Below are 17,696 nucleotides of genomic sequence, written 5' to 3'. Positions count from 1 at the left end.
TGGCGGGTGTTGCACCTCGGTGACGGCACGCTTGAGTGGACGTCGCCGACCGGGCGCACGTTCGTGAGTGAGCCGGCCACGGTCATCCGCTCGGCGTCGCCTGTGCCGAGACCCGCACCGGAACCGCGCACGCCTGCGGCTGAGTCCGAGCCCGAGCCCGAGTCTGAGCCCGATCCCGAGCTCGACCCGGCGCCGTACTGACGGGCGGCTCGCCCGGCCGCAGATCCAGAACTCAGTCCCGCTCCCAGAGGCTCAGTCGGTGCTTTGAGGGGCTAGCGTTGGGTCATGACTGCGATCACTGACGATCTGCCCGCCCGCCTCCTTCACGAAGAGCACGAAGGGTGGCAGGCGATTCTCGCCGGCCGCGGCGGAGACTATTACCGGCGAACGATGACCGCGGACGGACTGCTGATCCTGCCGGGCAGGATCGTCACCCGCAACGAAGCGATCGCCTTCTTCAAGGAGATGCCCGCCATCACGAGCTACCAGCTCCGCGAGCCGGCCGTGGTGCGCCAGAACGAACACGCCGGGGTGCTCGTCTACCGGCTCCTGGCCCACCGCGGCGACGAGGTGATCGAGGCGAACGCGGCCACGACCTACGTATTCGCCGACGGCGGCTGGTGCGTCGCGACGCACCAGCAGACCGCCCTGTAACGACCGGAGAGGGGCAGCTTTTCCGCTCCGCTGCGGACCGTCCGGCAGGGTTGTGAACGCCGGAACCCGGGGATACCGTGGTTGATAAACTGCCACAGAAAGGACTCCGCAATGGCTGATTTCGGTAATGAGGGGCTCGCGGACTTATACCGTCGATCCGGTTCGGTGTCGAGTGCCTACGTTGACGTGACCCAGGATGCGCAGAACCCCCGGCGAACCTCTTCCCTGCGCCAGCGCACCCTGCGGGAGGCGCTGACCGATGCCGGTGCCCCGGAGATCGACATCAGCACCATCATCGAGCTGATTGAGGAGCCGCCGGGCGTGGGCGGTTCGATAGGCAGGCTGATGTTCGTGCGGCAGGGCGTGGTCGAATTCAACGAGGTGCTCTCGGGGGAGCCGCTCGGCGAGTTGCTGGTCTCCTACGGGCCGGTGCCCGCTCTGATCCCCCTGCTGATCCACCGCCCACGGGACCTCAGGTACGTGGTGGCCGAGGCCGGGCGCGACGGCGGCGAGGTCACCCTCTACCGGCTCAGCCGCTCGCACCCGGTTTCCAAGGTGAAGGTGGAGGGCGACACGGAGTTTCTCACGAAGGTGGGTTCCGAAGACGACTTCCTTGCGAACGGGCGCTATCAGCACCGCACCGAGGAGGTGTGGAAGCGCAACGAGGGCCAGATCGCTGCCGCGATCGACGAGGTCGTGCGGGACAGTAAGGCCGAGCTGCTCGTGCTCACCGGCGACGTGCGTGCCCGCCAGTTGCTCGTCGACCAGCTCTCTCCCGCCAGCCGCGAGGTGCTGCACGTCGTTGCCACGAACACCCGCCCGGATGGTGCCACGCAGGAGGAACTCGAAGGTGACCTCAATCGCCACCTCGCGGCGATTCTCGCGCAGGAGGAGTACGACGCCCTCGAGCGGCTGGGGACGGGACAGGGCAGCGGCCTCTCCGAGCTCGACTTCGCGGCCGTGGTGCGGGCCCTGCAGCAGGGCCAGGTCGATGTGCTGATGCTGGCCCCGGACCGGATGGCGGGGACGACTCTGATCGCCCTCGACCGCGAGCCGTGGCTGGCAGCCACCTCGGCCGATGCCCTCGGCGCAAGTGAGCTCGGCTCGGTGCCGGCCGCCGACGCGCTGATCCGGGCGGCGATGCTGACGGATGCGCGGGTGATGGTGGTGTCTCCCGGGGAGCTTCCGGCGGAGACGAGCGCCGCCGCTCTGCTGCGCTGGTCGACCCTCCCGGCCCCGGCCGAAGCTCCCACCCCCGCGGAGGCCGAGCTCGCGAAGCTTCCCAGCCGCGGCGACGCGGTGACATTCCCGCGTCGTCGCGCAGCATCCGGTACTCCGGAGTCTTAGCCGCGGCCAGAACGGCGTTCAACGTGGCGAAGGCCACGTCACCGTCCGGGCGGCACCCGGGGCGCGCCGGCCTGAGCCGTGGCACGCGGCACGTCGATCCCTTGTTCTATACTGACTAGTCAGTACAAACGAGAGGATCGACGTGCAGTCGACAGTGAGGGCGCACGACCTGGCCCTGCGATTCAAGCGGGGCTCGGTTTACGGGCCCCTGAGCTTTGAGGCCGGCACCGGCCTCACCGTGCTCTGCGGCCCCACCGGCAGCGGCCGCACCAGCCTGATGCTGACCCTGGCCGGTCGCATGAAGCCGAGCGAGGGAACCCTCGAGGTGCTTGGCCACGAGCTGCCCCGCCGGGCCCGCCGGGTGCAGAAGCGCACCGGCATCTCCGGCTTCCACGACATCGACACCCTCGAGGAATCGGTCACCGTCGGCGCCGCAATCCGTGAGCGCACGGCCTGGATCTCCCCCTGGTGGTCGTTCATCCGCTCGGTCGACGACACCGAGGTGCGCCGCGTCTGCGCCCCCGTGTTCGGCGGCGTGCCGATTCCGGCTGCCGACACCGTGATCTGGGACCTCAATGAGGTGCAGACCGTGCTGCTGAGGGCCGCGCTCGCGGTCATGAACGAACCGAGCATCCTCTTCTTCGACCAGGTCGAGCAGGTGCACGCACCGGAGTCCCGGCGCATCCTCTGGCAGCGCCTCGCCTGTGTCGCCGCCGCCGGAACCAGCGTGATCGCGTCCGCGACCGCGCCCGAAACCGAGATGTGGGCCGAGCTCGGCATCGACCCGGCCGTTGTCGTGATGACCAAGGCCGGGATGACCCCGGCCCTCCCATTGAATCAGGAGACCCGCTGAATGTTCGCCTTCCTCTCCTCCGGCACCGAACTGCACCGCTTCGGCAAGGGCAAGATGCCCAAGATCGCCCTCGTCGTGCTTATGTTCATCCCGCTCATTTACGGGGCGCTCTACCTCTGGGCCTTCTGGGCGCCCGACCACGAACTCGACCACCTCCCCGTGGCGCTCGTCAACGGAGACGCCGGCGCCAGCCGGGACGGCGAACCGGTCACCGCCGGCCAGGATCTGGTTGACGAGCTGGTCGACGGCCACGAGCTCGGCTGGACCGTGACGAACGGGGCGGATGCCGCCGCGGGCGTCAGGGACGGCGACTACTACTTCTCGGTCACCATCCCGAGCGACTTCTCGGCTAGCGCCGTCTCCGCCGGCACCGACACCCCGCTTTCGGCCACCGTACAGGTCGACTACAACGACAGCAACAGTTTTCTCGCCACGACCATGGGCAAGCAGGCCATGGTTCAACTGCGGGACGCGGTCGCCACCGAGATCGGCGACCAGACCGTCAATGCGCTCCTGGTGGGGGTGAACGAGGCCGGTGACGGCATCCGTTCGGCAGCGGGTGGCGCCGGCCGGCTGTTCGACGGGCTCACCACAGCGTCGGCCGGGACCGGCTCCCTCCTGGTCGGCCTCGATGCCCTTGCCGAGGGAGCGCTCACCCTCGATGACGGCGTTGCGCGCCTCACCGACGGCGCCGGCACCCTGGCGACCGGACTGGACACGCTGTCCGACGGCGCCCGGGCGCTCGCCGGCTCCTCGGTGACCCTCTCCGACGGCACCGTGCAGGTGTCCGAGGGGATGCAGGCCGCCGCCACGGGTGCCGCGACCCTCTCCGAGAAATCGGTGCAGCTCGCCGACGGCGCCGACCAGATCGCCGCGGGAACCGGCACGCTGGCCGGCGGCACCGCCTCGGTGTCGACCGGACTGCACGACCTGCTCCTGCAGATACAGGCGGCACCGGAAGGCACCCCCGCGTCGGCGTTCCTGCCGGCCGTGGAGCACCTCGACGCCGGCGCCGGCGCCGTGAACGCGGGTGCCCAAGGCGCGCTCACCCAGACCCAGACCTATGCCGGGCTCAGCGACCAGTTCTCCACCGGAGCCGGGGAACTCTCCGGCAAGCTGATCGCCGGGGCTTCCGGCGCCGCCCAGGTGGCCACCGGTGCCGGGCAACTCTCGGCCGGCGCGGCCTCCCTGGCCGAGGGGGCCGCCACCGCGGCCTCCGGGGCGGACTCCGTACTCGCCGGCAGCGAGCTGCTGGGCGAGGGCACGGGGTCACTGTCCGACGGCACCCGGCAGCTCGTCGACGGCGGCGTGAGCCTGAACACCGGCGCCGCCGAACTCGCCGCCGGCAGCGGCACCCTCGCCGACTCCCTCACCACGGGCGGGCAAAGTGCGCCCGACCTCACCGCGGACCAGATTGCAAAGAAGACGGCCGTAATCGCCAGCCCGGTCACGCTCGTGCAGAAGTGGGAGAACGCCTCCGACAGTTTCGGCGAGGGGTTCGCACCCTTCTTCCTGGCCCTGGCCACCTTCGTCGGCGGGCTGATCACCTGGCTGATCCTGCGGGCTTTGCCCACCCGGGCCCTCGCCAGCGCCGCCTCCGGGCTGCGCTCGACCATGACCGGCTTCCTGCCGGCGATGGCCATCGGGCTCGCCCAGGTCGTGATCATGGTGCTCGTGCTGGTCTACGGCATCGGCCTGCAGCCCGAACACTGGTTCGGGATGAGCGCGTTCCTCTACCTGACGACGCTCGCCTTCCTGGCTCTGCAGCAGATGTTCATCATCCTGCTCGGCACCGCGGCCGGCCGCGTGGTCAGCCTCGTGCTGCTCATGCTGCAGCTGAGTTCGTCGGGCGGCACCTATCCGGTGGAGACCACGCCCGTGTTCTTCCAGGTGCTGCATCCGTTCATGCCGGCGTCGTACGTCGTGACCGGGCTGCGCGAACTGATCACCGGAGGCATCGACTCTAGACTGTGGGTTTCGGTTGCCGTCCTCGCCGTGATGCTGGTCGGCTCGATCGCGATCAGCGCCTGGAGCGCCGGCCGCCAGAGGATCTGGACCGTGGGCCGGCTGCACCCCGAACTGACCATCTAGCGCGGCCCCGGCACCGAACCGAACCTGCCGGCACCGAACCTGCCGGCACCGAACCTGCCGGCACCGAACCTGCCCGTGGAAAGGAACTCCAATGGCACGCGCCACCGGAACGAAACGCGCCATCCTCGACGCCACGCTGGAGCTGGCCGCGACCAAGGGCATCAGCGGCACCACGATGGATGAGGTCGCCGAGCGGGCCGGGGTGGCCAAGGGCAGCCTGTATTACAACTTCAGCTCCAAAGACAAACTGTTTGAGAAACTGCTGCAGGAGGGGGTCGGCGCGCTCGCCGAAACCCTCCGCGCCGCGTCGGCCGGCCTGCACGGCAGCGCGGCCCTCGAGGCGCTGGTGCGCGCGCTGCTCGACCGGATCGCGGCGAACACAGCACTGTCCAAGCTGATGGCGGCGGAGATCTTCCGCACCGACCGCACCTGGCAGAAGTCGCTCTTTGCGCTACGGCACGAGGCCCTCGCCGTGTTCGCCGACGCGATCGCGGAGGCGAAGCCGGGCAGCCGTGCCGACGCGACCTGCGGTCTGATGGCGTCGAGCGTGTTCGGTGCCGTGCTGATGGCGGGCCTGGAATGGCTCGTTTTCGAACCGGACCGGCCGCGGGACGAGGTCGCCGCGGCCATCCTCGGTTCCCTCTCCGGTGGCCTGTTCGGCGAGGAGCGGTCCGGGCCTTGTTAGGATCGAGTGTGACCGGCGACAATTTGATTGAGCAGCCCGAGACCCTTCTTCCCGCGGAACCGGAGGTGATCGAGGCGCTCCGCCGAGCCGATAGCGGCAGTATTTCCGGCGTGGTGGAGGCCCATCCGACGTCCTCCCTGGCGTGGGCCGTGCTGGCCGACGCCACGTACCTCGAGGGTCGAACCCTGGAGTCCTACGCCTATGCGCGCGTGGGCTACCACCGCGGCCTCGACGCGCTCCGCAAGGCAGGCTGGCACGGCCAGGGCCCGGTGCGCTGGACCCACGAACCCAATCGCGGAGTCCTGCGGGCGCTCTATGCGCTGCGCCGGGCCGCGGGCGAGATCAATGAACAGAACGAGTTCGACCGTCTCACCACCTTCCTGAACGGCGCCGATCCCACGGTGATCAGCCGCCTTGATCAGGAGACCAGCACACCGGACGGCTACCGGGCCACCGACCCGGCCCCGCCCACCGAGGCGTTCTTTATCCGAGGAGAAAACTAAATGCCAGCGATCGTTCTGATCGGAGCCCAGTGGGGCGACGAGGGCAAGGGCAAGGCCACCGACCTCCTCGGCAGCCGGGTTGACTACGTGGTCAAATTCAACGGGGGAAACAACGCCGGCCACACCGTGGTCATCGGCACCGAGAAGTACGCGCTGCACCTGCTGCCGTCAGGCATCCTCACCGCCGGTGTCACGCCGATCATCGCCAACGGCGTGGTCGTCGACATTGAGGTGCTCTTCGAAGAACTTGACGCGCTGATCTCCCGCGGCGTGGACGTGTCCGGACTCAAGGTGAGCGCCAACGCTCACATCATCACCCAGTACCACCGCACGGTCGACAAGGTCACCGAGCGTTTCCTCGGCAAGCGCCAGATCGGTACCACCGGCCGTGGCATCGGCCCGACCTACGCCGACAAGATCAACCGCGTCGGCATCCGCGTGCAGGACCTGTTCGACGAGAACATCCTGCGCCAGAAGGTCGAGGGTGCCCTGGCCCAGAAGAACCACCTGCTGGTCAAGGTCTACAACCGTCGCGCGATCACGGTCGACGAAATTGTCCAGGACCTGCTCAGCTACGCCGAGCGTCTGCGCCCGATGGTCGCCGACACCGCCCTGCTGCTGCACGAGGCCCTCACCGCCGGAAAGACCGTGCTCTTCGAGGGCGGCCAGGCCACGATGCTGGATGTCGACCACGGCACCTACCCGTTTGTCACCTCCTCGAACGCGACCTCCGGCGGCGCCGTGACCGGCTCGGGCATCGGCCCGAACCGGATCGACCGGATCATCGCCGTCGTCAAGGCGTACACGACCCGCGTCGGCGCCGGCCCGTTCCCGACCGAACTGTTCGACGAGTCGGGCGAGTTCCTGCGCGCCAACGGTTTCGAGTTCGGCACCACCACGGGGCGCCCGCGCCGCTGCGGCTGGTACGACGCGCCCGTCGCCCGCTATACGGCCCGCATCAACGGGGTGACCGACTTCGTGCTGACCAAGCTCGACGTGCTGACCGGCCTGGACACGATTCCCGTCTGCGTCGCGTACAGCGTCGACGGCGTGCGCTTCGACGAGGTGCCCGTGTCGCAGTCCGACTTCCATCACGCAAAGCCCATCTTCGAGGACTTCCCCGGCTGGACCGATGACATCACCGGCGCCCGCACCTTCGAGGACTTGCCGCGGAACGCGCAGGCCTACGTGCTCGCGATCGAGAAGATGAGCGGCGCCCGCATCTCGGCGATCGGCGTCGGTCCTGGCCGCGAGGAGATCATCTCGCGCCACGATCTCGTCGACTGAGGCAAGCGCGGCTGTGGGCCGCGGGCCACGGGCTGTCAACGGCGGGCTGCGGGCGGTGCTGAAGGCCTCCGCTCGGTGCCCTGACGAATTCGACGGAGATTTTGCTGCTGGAGGGCGAAAACCGGCCCGCGGCATCCGGTTTCGCCAAAATCTCCGTCGAATTCGTTCGCGCCGACCTGACCGCTGCCGTTCATTCGGTGGCAACCTGGCGCTGCCACAGTGTCGGCATGACTGCCGAACGACCTCAGAGCATCGCCATCGTGGGCCACTATGTGCGGCTCGAACCTCTCACCCGTGCGCTGCTGTCCGAGCTGCACGGCGCGATCGCGCATCCAATGGTTTTCGACGGCGGTTTTGGCGGTGGCCCGGGCGGGCTCCGCACGGACCCGGCCGAGTTCACCGACTGGGCGGATGCCTACGTTCACTGGGCGGGACTGCCCTATGCGGTGCGCTTAGCCGGCGGCCCGCACGCCGGTGACCTCGTGGGCATGTCCACGCTGGGCGACCTGCACCTGCAACACGAGTCGGCCCACGTGGGCTGGACCGCTTACGATCCGCGGGTCTGGGGCACCGCCGTCAACGCGGAGACGAAGCTACTACTGCTCGGGCTGGCCTTCGACCATGGGTTCGGGCGGGTGAAGATCCAGGCGGATGTGATGAACGTGCGGTCCTGCGCGGCTATCGCGGGCATCGGGGCCACGCATGAGGGGATTATCCGCCGGGAGCGGCGGCGGGCCGACGGCAGCTGGCGGGACACCGTGATCTACTCGATCCTCGACAGCGAGTGGCCTCGGGTGCGGGCCGGGCTGCGGGCGCGGCTCGACGGGTACGGCGCGCGTTCGGTTCAGTACCGGGTGCGGCCGCTCGAGACGAGAGACGTGGCCTGACGGCGGCACCGCCGGATGCCCGTTTGCGTGCTCCGGCGCGTTCCGGCGCGCTTCGGTGCGTGCAGCGGGCCGCGGTCGAGCGCGTCCGTGCGGAGTGGGTTCCGTGCTCGATGCCCGAACGAATTCGACGGAGATTTTGCCGCCAAGAGCCGAAAACCGGCCCGCAGCATCCGTTTTCGTGAAAATCTCCGTCGAATTCGTTCGCGCGCGCGGCGGGTCACTCATTGCCAATGATCGGCGGCTTTCGGCCGCGGCGGTCGGCACCAGTCCGGCACCCGTGCGGAGTGTCGGCGGGGCGCGGTACAGTCGGCAGGTGAGAGACGTTCCCGCCGCCGGACGAACCCGGGTCACCCTGCAGTTCCTGGGCATGGGTGTGGTCTGGGGATCCAGTTTCCTGTTCATGAAAGTGGCCCTCGAGGGGGTCACGTTCGGCCAGGTGGCGTGGTCGCGGCTGGTGCTCGGCGGTTTCACGCTCGGCCTGATCGTGCTGACCAGCCGTCCGCGTGTGGCCAATGGGCCGGTGCTGCCGCGCGAGAAGATGGTCTGGCTGCATTTCCTGGTGATCGCGATCACCGGATGCGTCGTGCCGCACCTTCTGTTCGCGTGGGCGGAGCAGTACGTGTCGTCGAGTCTGGCCAGCATCTACAACGCCGTGACGCCGATCATGACCGCGGTGATGGCGACGCTCGCGTTCCGGGTGGAGCGGCTCGCGCGCGGGCAGGTGGCAGGCATCCTCGTGGGCATCGCCGGCGTGGTCGTGATCATCGCGCCGTGGCGCTACGCGGCCCTGACCGGCGACCTCTGGGGCCAGCTGGCCTGCCTGGGCGCGGCGGTCTGCTACGGCTTCACGTTCGGCTACACCCGCCGGTTCCTGAGCGGCCGGCCGATCGCCCCCGCGACTTTCGCGTTCTTGAACATCGGCATCGCCGGGGCGATCATGCTTGTGGCCACCCCGGTGGTGGCGGCGCATCCGGTGGCACTGACCGTGCCGATCGTGGCCGGACTGCTCACTCTCGGCGCGCTCGGCACTGGCGTGGCCTACATCTGGCACATCAACGTGCTGCGCGCCTGGGGACCGACGAACGCGTCGACGGTGACGTATGTCACACCCGTCGTCGGGGTGCTGCTGGGGGTGCTCGTGCTCTCGGAGACCTTCTCGTGGCACGAGCCGGCCGGGGCGGCGCTGGTGCTGCTCGGCATCCTGCTGACCCAGCGGCGGCTGCGCTTGCCTGGGCGGGCGGGGTCGGCGCGGCGGTTGGCGCGGCCGGTGAGGGCGGCCGGGTCGGCGGAGTCGCCCGCGCCGCTGCAGTGGTCACGGAGTTAATGGCGACCGGTATGGCGCCGGAATCGACACTTCCGGTCGAGATCGACTCGCGCGCCGGGCGAAGTCGACCGGAACTGTCGACCTCGGCGGAGCGGGCGTGGAATGCGTTGGAGCGGGTGACCGCTTCCGGGTAGTAGCCCGCGGCCTCCATCGAAGACGGCGGGCAGTGCCGGTCGTGCGGTCACCGCGCGCGAAACGGTATCGTCGAACCATGGCTGCACACGAGGAATTGCCCGCCGGCGCGGGGCAGGAAGCGATCGACGAACTGGGCAGCATCCGTCAGAGTATCGACAACATCGACGCCGCGCTGATCCACTTGCTGGCGGAAAGGTTCAAGTTCACCCAGCAGGTCGGACGGCTCAAGGCCGCGCACGGCCTGCCCCCCGCCGACCCCGAGCGGGAGCTGCTGCAGATCCAGCGACTGCGCGGACTGGCCGAGGAGGCTCGGCTCGACCCGGCCTTCGCCGAGAAGTTCCTGAACTTCATCATCGCCGAGGTCATCCACCACCACGAGAAGATCGCCGGCACCGAGTCGGCGAACGGGTCCGCGCCGCGAGCTGCGGGGGCACGAACGGATGTCGCACGGCCGGTCGTGGGCACCAGCCCCGATTCTTCCGCCACCACGTCGCCGGCCACCTCATGACTTCTCAGACCTCCGCGCTCCCCGGGGCGTCGCGCGCCCTTCCGGCCCAGTTCGGGAAGACCTTCGTCGTCACCGGCGCCAACGCCGGCCTCGGCTACTTCACCACCGAGCAACTCGCCGCCGCGGGCGCCCACGTCGTGCTGGCCTGCCGCAATCTCGCGAAGACGGAAGCCGCGGTCGCGGCCATCCACGCCCGGGTGCCCGGGGCATCCGTGTCGGCGATACCGCTGGACCTGAGCGACCTCACCCAGGTACACCGTGCCGCGGACGCGCTGCTGGAGCTGCCGCGGATCGATGGGCTGATCCTGAACGCGGGCATCGTGCACCCGCCGCGCACGCGCGAGCTGAGCCCCGACGGGCACGAACTGGTCTTCGCGACCAACTACCTCGGCCATTTCGCGCTCACCGCGCGGGTGCTGCCGGCTCTGCGGCGCACGCCCGGCAGCCGGGTCGTCGCGCTCGGGTCGATGATTTCGCGGCTGCTGGACTCGCCGCTGCTCGACCTGCAGTTGGAGTCCGGCTACAACCGGTGGAAGGCCTACGCGCAGTCGAAGATCGCCATGCAGGTGTTCGGCTTCGAGCTCGATCGACGGCTGCGGGCGGCCGGAGCCGGCGGCACTGACGGGGTGCAAAGCCTCGTGGCACACCCCGGTTACTCGATTTCGGGTCTGACGCCGGGCATCCGCGGGGTCAATCAGCCGTCGCGTGCGAGCCGATTCGCCGACATCCTGCAGTCCTTCGGTGCTCAGGGCAAGGACGCCGGGGCCTGGCCCACGGTGAGTGCGGCCGTCGACCCGGATGCCCGTGGCGGCGACTACTACGGCCCTCGCTATCTCACGCGCGGCCTGCCGACGCTGCAGGAGCCCACGCGCACCTCGCTCGACCCCGCGGTCGCAGAGTCGCTCTGGTCACGCTCGGAGCTCCACCTCGGCGCCCCCTTCTCGATCTAGCGGGCGCCCCGCTGCACGGCCCCGCGTGCGCTCAAAACGCCGCCATATGACGGGGAATGGCGGCGTTTCTAGCGCACGCGACCCCTGGAGAGGGTGTGGGGCTGGAGGTGGGATTTAGGGGATCCAACCGCGATCGAGAAGGGCGGTGCGAATTCGGGCGATGACCGCATGGGGAGAGTGGGATTTGTTGACACGGATGACCCGCCACCCTTCTTCCATGGGCTCGTCCAGCCGGTCGATGTCGCGGTGAAACTGTCGTTCGTCTTCGCGGTGCTGGCCGCCGTCATACTCGATCAGGACCTTGTAGCGCAGGTAGGCGAGATCACCCAAGGCCATGAAGGCGCCGTATCGATTGACGAGGGTCAGGTTCACTTCCGGCTCCGGCAGGCCTGCCCGCACGATGAGAAGTCGCAGCACTGTTTCCTTTGCAGAATCGGTGCGCGGACGGACCAGGGCGAGGGCCTCGCGGAGACGACAGGCACCGGGCAAGCCCGCGTGCCGCGCAACGGCCAGGTGAAGTTCCGCCATCGTGGCCGTAGGCCGCTGGCGGCGCACGAGGGAGTCGCCAATGATGATCAACTCATCGAGGGTGAGGACCGTCGACAGCTGGACCCACGCGTCGACCGCTGAAGCGACGGCGAGGTGTCCCACCGAAACGACGCGCACCCGGTCCAGCGGAATCAGATGTCCGCGCACGCCCTTGCCCCGGCGGCGCCGGGTCCGAATGCCTGTGCCTACATCCACGATTGACCGCTCGAGGAGTCGCGCGGGGAGAGGCAGCCCGTGGAGAAGCGCGGCCGTCGCGTGGCTGAAGAACTGATCTGACGGCATCCGCACCGCGTAGTCATAGGCCCGGGTGCGCGCTGCTGCACGGATCCGTGCCCACCTGTCCGCGTCGCTGATGGGGGCCGGTGACGGGCCGCGCCCCACAGGCGCCCGCACGCCGTGGAAGGGCCGCGCGAGGTCGCTGCGCCGCAGTCGCCCGGAATTGACTCCCCGCTGTCGAGCGTCGGCGACGGAAAACGGCCCATCACCGAGCTCGGCCGGCAGCTCAGAAGGCGGTCTCATCGCACGATGATGCCACCCACTGCGATTCGCACGGTGCTCTATCCACAGGCGCCGACCGCAGGCGCTCGCGCGTGCGCGGAAAGTGCCACTTTGATCCCGGCGATGGCGGCCGATTGGTCGCACGCAGGGGCGAAACGGGGTCGGTCGGTCGGAGGGGAGCGGGAGAACGGGCGGAGGAGGAACCCCTACTGCGCGAAACGGGAGGGGAGGGTGCTGCGGTGACGCGTCTGCAAGTCGGCGAGCGACACCGTGAAGTGGTCCTGGATCTCCAGGCTCGCCGAGGTCGAGTCCGTCACGCCGATGCGCAGCACCGGGTAGCCTCGCCCCTCGCAGAGGCCGAGGAACTTCACGTCGTCTTCCCGAGGAACCGATACGATCACGCGCCCGGCCGACTCCGAGAACAGGGCGACGGATGCGTCGATCCCGTCGCGCTCGCAGATGTCGCCGAGCCACACGCGGGCTCCGACCCCGAACCGAAGCACCGCTTCGGCCAGCGTCTGCGCCAGCCCGCCCGAGCTGAGATCGTGGGCGCTGTCGATGAGCGCCTCGATCGACGCCGCGTGCAGCAGCCCCGCCAGGGCGGCTTCGCCGGCCAGGTCGACGACGGGCGGCAGCCCGCCCAGGTGGTCGTGGATGACTTCGGCCCAGGCCGAGCCGTCCAGTTCCTCGCGGGTCACGCCGAGCAGGTAGATGTTGTGGCCGTCGTCCTGCCAGCCGCTGGGCACGCGGCGGGCGACGTCGTCGATCACGCCGAGCACGGCGACCACAGGGGTCGGGTGGATCGGCTGGTCGCCGGTCTGGTTGTAGAACGACACGTTGCCACCGGTGACCGGGATCTCGAGCGCCAGGCATCCGTCGGCTAGACCGTCGACGGTCTGGGCGAACTGCCACATCACCTCGGGGTTCTCCGGCGAACCGAAGTTGAGGCAGTCGCTGATGCCGACCGGCACCGCGCCGGTCACGGCCACGTTGCGGTAGGCCTCGGCCAGAGCGAGCTGCGCGCCGCGGTACGGGTCAAGCTGGCAATAACGGCCGTTCGCATCGGTGGCGATGACGAAGCCGAGGCCCGACTCCTCGTCGATCCGGATCATGCCCGCGTCGTCGGGGAACGAGAGGGCCGTGTTGCCCATCACGTAGCGGTCGTACTGGTCGGTGATCCAGCTCGGGTCGGCCAGGTTCGGCGAGCCGAGCAAGGCCAGGAACTGCTCGCGCAGCACCTCGGGTGAGGTCGGGCGGGGCAGCGCGGAGGCGCTGTCGGCCTGCAGCGCGTCGAGCCAGGTGGGGTAGGCGACCGGGCGGTCGTAGACCGGCCCGTCGACCGCGACGGTGCGCGGGTCCACGTTGACGATCTCCTCGCCGTGCCAGTCGATGATGAGCCGGCCGGAGTCGGTGACCTCGCCGAGCACGCTGGTCTCGACATCCCATTTGGCGGTGATGGCGAGGAAACCGGCGAGCTTCTCCGGGGTGACGACGGCCATCATGCGTTCCTGGCTCTCGCTCATCAGGATCTCTTCGGCCGTCAGGGTGGGGTCGCGCAGCAGCACCTTGTCGAGCTCGATGAACATGCCGCCGTCGCCGTTGGAGGCGAGCTCGCTGGTGGCGCAGGAGATGCCTGCGGCGCCCAGGTCCTGGATGCCCTCGACGAGCTTCTCGCGGTAGAGCTCGAGGCAGCACTCGATCAGCACCTTCTCGGCGAACGGGTCGCCGACCTGCACGGCGGGGCGTTTGGTGGGGCCGCCTTGGGAGAAGGTGTCCGAGGCGAGAATGGATGCCCCGCCGATGCCGTCGCCGCCGGTGCGGGCTCCGAAGAGCACCACCTGGTTGCCGGTGCCGGTGGCGTTGGCGAGGTGCAGGTCCTCGTGGCGCAACACTCCCACGGAGAGCGCGTTGACGAGCGGGTTGCCCTGGTAGACCTTGTCGAACCAGGTCTCGCCGCCGATGTTGGGCAGGCCGAGGCAGTTGCCGTAGAAGGAGATGCCGGACACGACGCCGTGCACGACGCGGGCGGTGTCGGGGTCGTCGAGACGTCCGAAACGGAGGGCGTCCATCACGGCGACGGGGCGGGCGCCCATCGAGATGATGTCGCGCACGATGCCGCCGACGCCGGTCGCGGCACCCTGGAACGGCTCGATGTAGGAGGGGTGGTTGTGCGACTCGATCTTGAACGTGACCGCCCAGCCCTCGCCGACATCCAGCACACCGGCATTCTCGCCCATGCCGACCATGAGGTTCTTCTTCATGGCGGGGGAGACCTTCTCGCCGAACGAGCGCAGGTATTTCTTCGAACTCTTGTAGGAGCAGTGCTCGCTCCACATCACCGAGTACATCGCGAGCTCGCCGCTCGTGGGGCGGCGGCCGAGGATCTGTCGGATCTCGGTGTACTCGCTCGGGGTCAGCCCCAGCGCGTCGAACGGCTGCTCTTTCTCGGGCGTCGCAATCGCGTTTGCAACGGTGTCGGCAATGCCGCGGGAGGGTGTGGTGGTAACAGCGGTCACGAGTGGCGTTCTCCCAGAGATAACGGATGCTTGACCTGGCGAGTCTACCCGCCGCGCCGCTCCAGCACCGGTTCCGAGGCCGCCCGGCTAAAGCCTGGCAGCGGCCTGGCCGCCCGCTAGCTGCGCCCGCCGGGAGGACCCAGCGACAGCATCACCGTCATGATCGCCACCGCGGCCACGGCGAAACTGCTGATCAGGATCACCGGACGGTTCAGCATCCAGCGCAGCAGCGTGCCCACCCAGGTGTGGTCGCGCGGGTCGTCGGTGGCGACGCGGCGCCAGTCGCCGTCGAGCCGGCCGCTGCGGTCGAGACGGATGTCGAACGGCACCGTTGCGTAGGGCACGATCGCCGTGGCGACGGCGAGCACCATCAGCCGGACCGGCCAGCGCTGGTTCAGGCCCACCAGCACGGCGGTCAGGGCGTAACTGATGAAGACGAACCCGTGCAGGGAGCCGGCGATCCGCACCGGGGTGCCGCCGGCATCCGCCACGTATTTCAGCAGCATGCCGCCGATCAGGAGGGTCCAGGTCACCGCCTCAGCGATGGCGATGGTGCGGTAGAAGAGGCGGGGAGACACGGGGGAACACTCCAGGGGGTGGGGAACGGGACGAAAGAAGGGGGAGCTTCGATCTTCGCAGGGTTGCGGGGGAGCCGCGCATCGGCCGAACGGATGACACGGCGGATCAGTGGGGCAGAGGGCTACCCAGCCGACTGTGCGAGTCTGAAGGGATGACGTACCTTCCCGCGGACACCCGCTACGACTCCATGCCCTACCGCCGCACCGGGCGCAGCGGCCTCAAACTACCCGCGATCTCGCTGGGCCTCTGGCAGAATTTCGGCGGCACCGCACCGATGGAGACGCAGCGCGCCATTCTGCGCCGCGCCTTCGACCTGGGCGTCACCCACTTCGACCTGGCCAACAACTACGGCCCGCCCAAGGGCAGCTCCGAGAGCAACTTCGGCGTGCACCTCGCGCAGGATTTAGCCCCGCACCGCGACGAGCTGGTCATCTCGACCAAGGCCGGCTACGGCATGTGGTCGGGCCCGTACGGCTCGTGGGGTTCCCGCAAGTACCTGCTCTCGAGCCTCGACCAGTCCCTCGGCCGCATGGGCCTCGACTACGTCGACATCTTCTACTCCCATCGGGCCGACCCGGATACCCCGCTCGAGGAGACGATGGGTGCGCTGCACACGGCCGTCACGAGCGGTCGGGCGCTGTACGCCGGCATCTCCTCGTACTCGCCCGAGCGCACCCGGCAGGCCGCCGCGATCCTGGCCGAGATGGGCACGCCGCTGCTGATCCACCAGCCCTCGTACTCGATGTTCAACCGCTGGGTCGAAGACGGACTGCTCGACACCCTGGACGATCTCGGCGTCGGCTGCATCGCCTTCTCCCCGCTGGCGCAGGGGCTGCTCACCGACCGCTACCTGAACGGGGTGCCCGAGGGGTCTCGAGCCTCGCAGGCCGGCTCGATGAGCCGCGACATGGTGAACGACCAGACGGTGGGGCGCATCCGTGCCCTGACCGAGATCGCGGATGCCCGCGGTCAGTCGCTCGCCCAGCTCGCCCTGTCGTGGGTGCTGCGACGCGAAACCGTCACCACGGCGCTCGTCGGCGCCTCCTCGGTGAAGCAGTTGGAGACGAACATCGCCGCGATCGACAACCTCGCGTTCACCGACGCCGAGATCACGGCGATCGACGAGCACGCCGTCGACATGGGCATCAACCTGTGGGAGCCGTCCAGCGCCGTCTAGCCCGGGCGACATCGACGGATGATTCGGGCGGGCCGCTGCGGCGCCCGCGCCGTGATCGCCGGGCAACTTTCCTGGACAGGTTATTAAAAGCAGAGTTATCCTTTTAATAAATCACACGATGAGATCGAGGAGACTGCTAGTGGCAAGAATGAGTGTGGAAGTGGAACTCGAGAAGGGCCAGGTGACGAAGTACCGGCGTCACGAGAACGGGCGTGGACTGGTGTCGCCCGGTGCCCAGGTGAACCCGAGCGCCTACGTGTCGAGCGCAACGTATGTGGAAAGTGACGCCCAGGTCGGGCCTGAATCGTGGATCGGGCAGGGGAGCTGGATCGACCACGGGGCGATCATCGGCGCGCGGGTCTTCGTCGGCGCGAACGTGCATGTCGGGGCCGATGCGATTGTCGGAAACGAGGCGCGCCTGGCCAGCAACACGGACATCGGCCGTGGGGCTTTCATCGCCGACGGTGCGGTCATCGACCACGAAATTGCGGTCCCGGAGTTCACCGACGTCAGTGCACGGCCGACCGCCCGAGCACGCACGGTTCCACCGGGGGGCCTGTCGGCGGCATCCGGTCCCGACCGTGCCGGATGGCGGCGAACCTGGGGTGCTCGACGCACGCCGTCACCTCGCCTGCCGGTCCCCCCGGTGTTGGTCACGGTGTCCTAAGCCTCAATCCACCGGTGAGGCTGGGGAGTTGACGGCGCGTTAAACAGAGAATGCCTTCCAGATCAGGAAAAATAGAACTCACTCAGGGTTCATTTCGACTGACACGAAAGACATCTCGTAGATGCAATTTTTCCATAGGTCCACGGCCTTGTCAGCGTCCCTCGATGACACCAATCTCGTGTCGGCCGCCGGACTCGTCCCTGCGATGATGTTGGCCACCTCCACGGGCCTGGGCGAGCTTGCCAGCCGGTGATTGACGTTGCCGGGGTACCTCGGGGCGAACGCAGGGTTGAAAGTCACCGCGTTGGTCGCGGGGATGCTCGCCGGCGCGGACTCGATCGATGACATGGCTCTGCTCCGCCACGGCGGGATGAAGAAACTCTTCGCCGATGCCAGACATCAGGCGCCTGCGCGGAGATCGAAGGGGCCATTCGCCCGGCTCGCGCGGCCGCCTGAAACCACTCACCCCTGGAGTCAACTGAACTC

Annotated in this window: 15 protein-coding genes and 3 pseudogenes; 15 read left to right on the top strand and 3 right to left on the bottom strand. The window is 68.6% G+C overall.

Features of this window, described 5'->3' with window-relative positions; all coding sequences use genetic code 11:
* From E3O54_RS16680 to E3O54_RS14130, 12 genes and pseudogenes are all read left to right on the top strand, one after another.
* A pseudogene (locus E3O54_RS16680) lies at positions 1–201 on the top strand (hypothetical protein); the annotation flags it as partial.
* 84 nt (positions 202–285) lie between these two features.
* On the top strand, positions 286–654 hold the full coding sequence (locus tag E3O54_RS14180) for a DUF4440 domain-containing protein (RefSeq protein ID WP_104099425.1): 369 nt from the start codon (positions 286–288) through the stop codon (positions 652–654).
* Positions 655–765: 111 nt separating this feature from the next.
* Positions 766–2,001, top strand: coding sequence for a hypothetical protein (locus E3O54_RS14175; RefSeq protein WP_134401855.1), 1,236 nt, complete (start codon positions 766–768; stop codon positions 1,999–2,001).
* A 142-nt stretch (positions 2,002–2,143) separates the two neighbouring features.
* On the top strand, positions 2,144–2,854 hold the full coding sequence (locus E3O54_RS14170) for an ATP-binding cassette domain-containing protein (RefSeq protein ID WP_134401854.1): 711 nt from the start codon (positions 2,144–2,146) through the stop codon (positions 2,852–2,854).
* Complete coding sequence (locus E3O54_RS14165; protein WP_104099428.1) at positions 2,855–4,945, top strand: YhgE/Pip family protein; 2,091 nt, start codon at positions 2,855–2,857, stop codon at positions 4,943–4,945. It begins immediately after the preceding gene.
* A 91-nt stretch (positions 4,946–5,036) separates the two neighbouring features.
* Positions 5,037–5,630 carry a TetR/AcrR family transcriptional regulator gene (locus E3O54_RS14160; protein ID WP_134401853.1) on the top strand — a complete coding sequence of 198 codons (594 nt, stop codon included), beginning with the start codon at positions 5,037–5,039 and terminating at the stop codon, positions 5,628–5,630.
* An 8-nt stretch (positions 5,631–5,638) separates the two neighbouring features.
* Positions 5,639–6,133 (top strand): DUF3151 domain-containing protein, encoded by a 495-nt coding sequence (locus E3O54_RS14155; RefSeq protein ID WP_241976913.1) that lies wholly within the window; start codon positions 5,639–5,641, stop codon positions 6,131–6,133.
* A complete protein-coding gene (locus E3O54_RS14150) occupies positions 6,134–7,420 on the top strand; it encodes an adenylosuccinate synthase (RefSeq protein WP_104099431.1) in 1,287 nt (428 codons plus the stop codon).
* A gap of 227 nt (positions 7,421–7,647) precedes the next feature.
* Complete coding sequence (locus E3O54_RS14145; protein WP_241976912.1) at positions 7,648–8,307, top strand: GNAT family N-acetyltransferase; 660 nt, start codon at positions 7,648–7,650, stop codon at positions 8,305–8,307.
* A 313-nt stretch (positions 8,308–8,620) separates the two neighbouring features.
* A complete protein-coding gene (locus tag E3O54_RS14140; RefSeq protein ID WP_370247965.1) occupies positions 8,621–9,631 on the top strand; it encodes a DMT family transporter in 1,011 nt (336 codons plus the stop codon).
* A 211-nt stretch (positions 9,632–9,842) separates the two neighbouring features.
* Positions 9,843–10,169, top strand: a pseudogene (locus tag E3O54_RS14135) (chorismate mutase); the annotation flags it as partial.
* Positions 10,170–10,270: 101 nt separating this feature from the next.
* The gene (locus E3O54_RS14130) at positions 10,271–11,224 is read left to right on the top strand and encodes an SDR family NAD(P)-dependent oxidoreductase (protein ID WP_134401852.1); all 954 of its coding nucleotides are present in this window, start codon (positions 10,271–10,273) and stop codon (positions 11,222–11,224) included.
* Positions 11,225–11,338: 114 nt separating this feature from the next.
* On the opposite strand, the gene E3O54_RS14125 is transcribed toward E3O54_RS14130, so the two are convergent.
* The 3 genes from E3O54_RS14125 to E3O54_RS14115 form a co-directional block, all read right to left on the bottom strand.
* The gene (locus tag E3O54_RS14125; protein ID WP_134401851.1) at positions 11,339–12,292 is read right to left on the bottom strand and encodes a hypothetical protein; all 954 of its coding nucleotides are present in this window, start codon (positions 12,290–12,292) and stop codon (positions 11,339–11,341) included.
* A 185-nt stretch (positions 12,293–12,477) separates the two neighbouring features.
* Entirely contained in the window at positions 12,478–14,787 is a 2,310-nt protein-coding gene (gene purL / locus E3O54_RS14120; RefSeq protein ID WP_134401850.1) for a phosphoribosylformylglycinamidine synthase subunit PurL, read from the bottom strand.
* A 116-nt stretch (positions 14,788–14,903) separates the two neighbouring features.
* Positions 14,904–15,365, bottom strand: a complete 462-nt coding sequence (locus E3O54_RS14115) for a DUF3817 domain-containing protein (RefSeq protein WP_134341998.1) — start codon at positions 15,363–15,365, stop codon at positions 14,904–14,906.
* 152 nt (positions 15,366–15,517) lie between these two features.
* Here E3O54_RS14115 and mgrA point away from each other — a divergent pair, with 152 nt between their 5' ends.
* The 3 genes and pseudogenes from mgrA to E3O54_RS14100 form a co-directional block, all read left to right on the top strand.
* A complete protein-coding gene (gene mgrA / locus E3O54_RS14110; protein ID WP_104099437.1) occupies positions 15,518–16,543 on the top strand; it encodes an L-glyceraldehyde 3-phosphate reductase in 1,026 nt (341 codons plus the stop codon).
* Between the two features lie 148 nt (positions 16,544–16,691).
* A complete protein-coding gene (locus tag E3O54_RS14105; RefSeq protein ID WP_166805262.1) occupies positions 16,692–17,210 on the top strand; it encodes a hypothetical protein in 519 nt (172 codons plus the stop codon).
* A 121-nt stretch (positions 17,211–17,331) separates the two neighbouring features.
* Positions 17,332–17,604: pseudogene (locus E3O54_RS14100) on the top strand (IS1380 family transposase); the annotation flags it as partial.
* Positions 17,605–17,696: the final 92 nt, after the last annotated feature.

The sequence above is a fragment of the Cryobacterium sp. TMT2-4 genome, assembly GCF_004402575.1.
GTDB classification, from domain to species: Bacteria; Actinomycetota; Actinomycetes; order Actinomycetales; family Microbacteriaceae; genus Cryobacterium; species Cryobacterium sandaracinum.
The sequence above is the reverse complement of the archived record's forward strand: the minus strand, read 5'-3'. Positions and strand labels throughout refer to the sequence as shown.